Origin of the sequence: Flavobacterium soyae (assembly GCF_021245985.1) — a bacterium.
GTDB classification, from domain to species: domain Bacteria; phylum Bacteroidota; class Bacteroidia; order Flavobacteriales; family Flavobacteriaceae; genus Flavobacterium; species Flavobacterium soyae.
Genome location: NZ_JAJQXA010000048.1, coordinates 1 through 391, shown reverse-complemented (window position 1 = coordinate 391; position 391 = coordinate 1). Strand labels below are relative to the sequence as shown.

Here is a 391-nt window from a genome sequence, read left to right as displayed (position 1 = left end):
CTCCGGATTGCTGGAAATAATAATCGTTCGTGTACCTTGCGACGCCCCCGACTTCCGTCTTCACCCCTAATCCTTCCTTGATCGCGTTCATCGTGCTCACGACGCGGAAGTCGTCCACCGGCAGGACGCCGAATTCAAGCACGCCGAACAGGCTGCTCTCGAGCGTCATATCCTTCACCCAACGGTTATCCTTCTGGATGAGACCGCGCGCGAATCTTCCGTTTTCCTCATCCCAGAGATGAGTCAGCATGCCTCGCTTGACCGATCCTGCGACTTCCTTGTAATGATCGCTTCGCTCATAATCTCCGAAGAGGTCCGTGAAGAACGCGGCAGCCATAAGTCCTCCGTAGACCGAAGCCGCCGTGTACGTCCAGATGCCGTACCGCTCCTC

1 protein-coding gene is annotated in these 391 nt (G+C 56.5%); it reads right to left on the bottom strand.

The genetic code is table 11. The features are described 5' to 3' along the window. On the bottom strand, window positions 1–391 hold a 391-nt coding region (locus LUU93_RS21525), incomplete at both ends, for a glycoside hydrolase family 15 protein (protein ID WP_232683224.1).